At 26.8% G+C, this 3615-nt stretch carries 4 protein-coding genes; 3 read left to right on the forward strand and 1 reads right to left on the reverse strand.

All coding sequences use genetic code 11. The features are described 5' to 3' along the window. On the reverse strand, positions 1–423 hold a 423-nt coding region (gene dtd, locus Q1J48_RS07090; RefSeq protein WP_300362250.1), incomplete at its 3' end, for a D-aminoacyl-tRNA deacylase. A 179-nt stretch (positions 424–602) separates the two neighbouring features. On the opposite strand from dtd, the gene Q1J48_RS07095 reads away from it, so the two are divergent. From Q1J48_RS07095 to Q1J48_RS07105, 3 genes are all read left to right on the forward strand, one after another. After that, on the forward strand, positions 603–2117 hold the full coding sequence (locus tag Q1J48_RS07095) for a nicotinate phosphoribosyltransferase (protein WP_300331693.1): 1515 nt from the start codon (positions 603–605) through the stop codon (positions 2115–2117). Between the two features lie 18 nt (positions 2118–2135). Further along, positions 2136–2708, forward strand: coding sequence for a xanthine phosphoribosyltransferase (locus Q1J48_RS07100; protein ID WP_300331697.1), 573 nt, complete (start codon positions 2136–2138; stop codon positions 2706–2708). Positions 2709–2887: 179 nt separating this feature from the next. After that, positions 2888–3615: PDC sensor domain-containing protein (locus Q1J48_RS07105; protein WP_300362253.1), on the forward strand; the 728-nt coding region annotated here is incomplete at its 3' end.

Below are 3615 nucleotides of genomic sequence, written 5' to 3' on the forward strand. Positions count from 1 at the left end.
AGTTACAGGGCCATCATTTATAAGAGAAACTTTCATATCAGCTCCAAATTTTCCTGTTTCAACTTTACCAATTTCAAAACTTTTAAATTTTTCTATAAAACTTTCATAAAGAGGAATGGCCATTTCAGATCTACCAGCTTCAGTAAAGCTAGGTCTTTTTCCTTTTATACAATTTCCATAAAGGGTGAATTGAGAAACTATTAAAATATCTCCTTTGATTTCATCAAGTCCAAGATTCATTTTTCCCTCTTCATCTTCGAAAACTCTAAGTCCTTTTATTTTATTTGTTAACCAAGTAACTTCTTTTTCGGTGTCTTCGTGAGTAATTCCTAAAAGAACAAGAAAACCTTTTTCAATTTTTCCAACATTTATACCATCAATTTTTACTTCAGCTTCAGAAACTCTTTGTACAATAGCTCTCATAATTTTCTCCTTTAATTTTTATATTTTTTATACAATTATACTATATGAAAATATTTAATTCAAATAATAAAAATTAAAAAATCATTTTTTTATTTTATTTTTTTTTAATTAGTGTTATAATGATATATCATATAAAAAATAAAAATAGTATATAAATAAAACTAATGAGGTATGGGAAAATGAAAATTAAAAAAATATTAACTGATTTTGCAAAAGTAATTAATTCAGACAGGTATCAGTATACTGAAAGTGATATTTTTGTTATGGAGAATAGTCACGAAAGAGAAGCAGTATTTGACATGTATTTTAGAAAAACAGAGGATAACGGGCTTGCAGTTGTTTCTGGAGTACGTGAAGTTGTAGAATTAGTAAAAATTTTAAACGAAACAAGTGAAGAAGAAAAAAGAGAATATTTTTCTGAAATAATAGCTGAGCAACATTTAGTTGATTATCTTTCTAAAATGAAATTTACTGGAGATATTTTTGCTATGAGAGAAGGAGAAATTGCGTATGCTAATGAACCAGTAATCACAGTAAAAGCTCCATTAGTTCAAGCTAAAATTTTAGAAACACCTATTTTAAATATAATGAATATGCAAATGGCAATAGCTACGAAGGCATCAAGAGTTACAAGAGCAGCTCATCCGATAGCAGTATCATCTTTTGGAAGTAGAAGAGCTCATGGATTTGATAGTGCTGTAGCTGGAACAAAGGCATCAGTTATAGGTGGGTGTATGTCTCATTCGAATCTTGTGACAGAATATAAATATGGAGTACCAAGTGTTGGAACAATGGCACATTCATATATCCAAACTTTCGGAGTTGGAAAAAAAGCAGAAAAAGAAGCCTTTGATACTTTTATAAAATATAGAAGAGAAAGAAAGGCAAATACTCTGATTCTTTTAATAGATACATATAATACTTTAAAAATGGGTATAAAAAATGCAATAGATTCATTTAAAGAAAATGGTATAGATGATAACTATCCGGGAGTTTATGGGGTGAGAATAGACTCTGGAGACTTAGCTTATTTATCTAAAAAATGTAGAGAAGAATTAGATGAAGCAGGGCTTAAAAAAGCAAAAATCTTTTTAACAAATGGACTTAATGAAGATTTAATAAAATCCTTAAAAGAGCAAAAAGCAGCTGTTGATATTTTTGGAGTTGGAGATGAAATTGCTGTAAGTAAATCAAATCCTTGTTTTGGTGGAGTTTATAAGATAGTTGAAATAGAAAAACAACCAGTTATAAAATTATCTGAGGATTTAATAAAAATTTCAAACCCTGGTTTTAAAGAAGTTTACAGAATATATGATAAAAATAATTATGCTTATGTAGATGTTATTACACTTGCAAGAGAATATGATGAGGATAGAGAAAGTATTTTATCAGGAAAAACATTTGTAACAAGAGATGCTCAAGATCCTTTAAAAAATAGTACATTAAAAGAAGGGGAATATAGTTTCAAAAAAATAACAAGAACTTATGTAAAAGATGGAGAGATAACAGAAGAGTATGATGTTTTAGAAGATGTTATTGGTTCTAGAAATTATTATTTAGAAAGTCTTGAAAAAATATCTGAAGAAAGAAAAAGACTTGAATTTCCTCATAAATATAAAGTAAATCTTTCTAAAGATTTAAGAGAAATGAAGTCAAACTTAATAGAAAGTATATCAAAAGAAATTAATGAATAGATAAGGAGAACAGGAAATATGGAAATGTTAAAAAAAATGATTTTAGAAAAAGGAAAAGTTTCAAATTCAGCTTTATTAAAAGTAGATAGTTTTTTAAATCACCAAATAGATCCAAATTTAATGTATGAAATGGGAGAAGAATTTAAAAGAATATTTGGAGATTTAGGTGTAAATAAAGTTTTAACAATAGAGGCATCAGGAATAGCTATCGGAGTAACAACAGCTCATGCTTTCCAAGTACCTTTAGTTTTTGCTAAAAAAAATAAACCATCAACTATGGAAGACAGTTATAACACAGTAGTTCGTTCTTTCACAAAAAATAAAGATTATAATATAACTGTATCTAAAGAATTTTTAAATAAAGGGGATAAAGTTTTAGTAGTTGATGACTTCTTAGCTATGGGAAATGCTATTTTAGGACTTAAATCAATAGTTGAAGAAGCTGGAGCAGAGGTAGTTGGTGTAGGAATAGCAGTTGAAAAAGGTTTCCAAGAGGGAGCAAAAATATTAAGAGAAGCTGGGATAAATTTACATTCTCTTGCAATCATAGATAGTTTGGAGAATAATACTATCACTTTAAGAGATGAATAATAATATAAAATAAAAAATAAGGGTGTTATAAATCAATGATTTTTATTTGTTGGTTTATAACTCCTTTTTATTTTGAATAAATAAAATATTTATAAATAATATTCTTTTTAATTTTATCTTGAGTAAATAAATAAAATTTGATAAAATAAAATAATATAAAAGATAAATGGGGGAAGTTAGTGGGAGGAGATAAAAGAGTAAAGCAATTTACGATTACTATTTTTGTAATAGCAAGTATAATAAATATAGTTTCATTTTTTTCTTTTCAAGAATCTATAAGGCAAGAAGAGATAAAACACTTTAAAAGTGAATTAAAAGGATATGCCAAGCATAAAGTCCAAGATACAAAATTAATAATAGATGGAATGGTCAATAGATTAGAGGAAACTAAAAAGCTAATAGAAGAAAAAAGTAATTTTGAAGAAGATGTTATAAAAAGAATTTTAATAGTAGCAACAAGAATGAATTATTTTAATTTTACAAGTTTTGCTTATTCTGATGGAAAGGGATTTGATAATGCAGACCAAAGATTTAATATTTTAGATAGAAATTACTTTAAAAAAAGTATGGAAGGAAAAATAGGTATTTCAGGGGTTATTTCATCAAGAGTGGAAAATAATAAACCTGTTCAAATAATATCTATCCCTACATATGATAAAAATAATAAGGTTGCAGGGGTACTCTTTGGGGTATTTGATTTCCAAACCATTGAAAAAATTACAAACAGAAAAGTAGTAAGGGCTGGAAAGAATAAAACATATATTTTAACATATGAGGGAGAGTATATAACCAAACCAGAAAATGATTTAAAATATATAAATTTTTGGAATTATTTAAGTAATACTAAAATAAGCAAAAAAGAGATTAGAAAAATAAAAAGAAATTTTCTTAACAAAAAAGAAGGAGA

Source organism: Fusobacterium sp. (assembly GCF_029258315.1).
In the GTDB taxonomy this organism is placed as follows: Bacteria; Fusobacteriota; Fusobacteriia; order Fusobacteriales; family Fusobacteriaceae; genus Fusobacterium_B.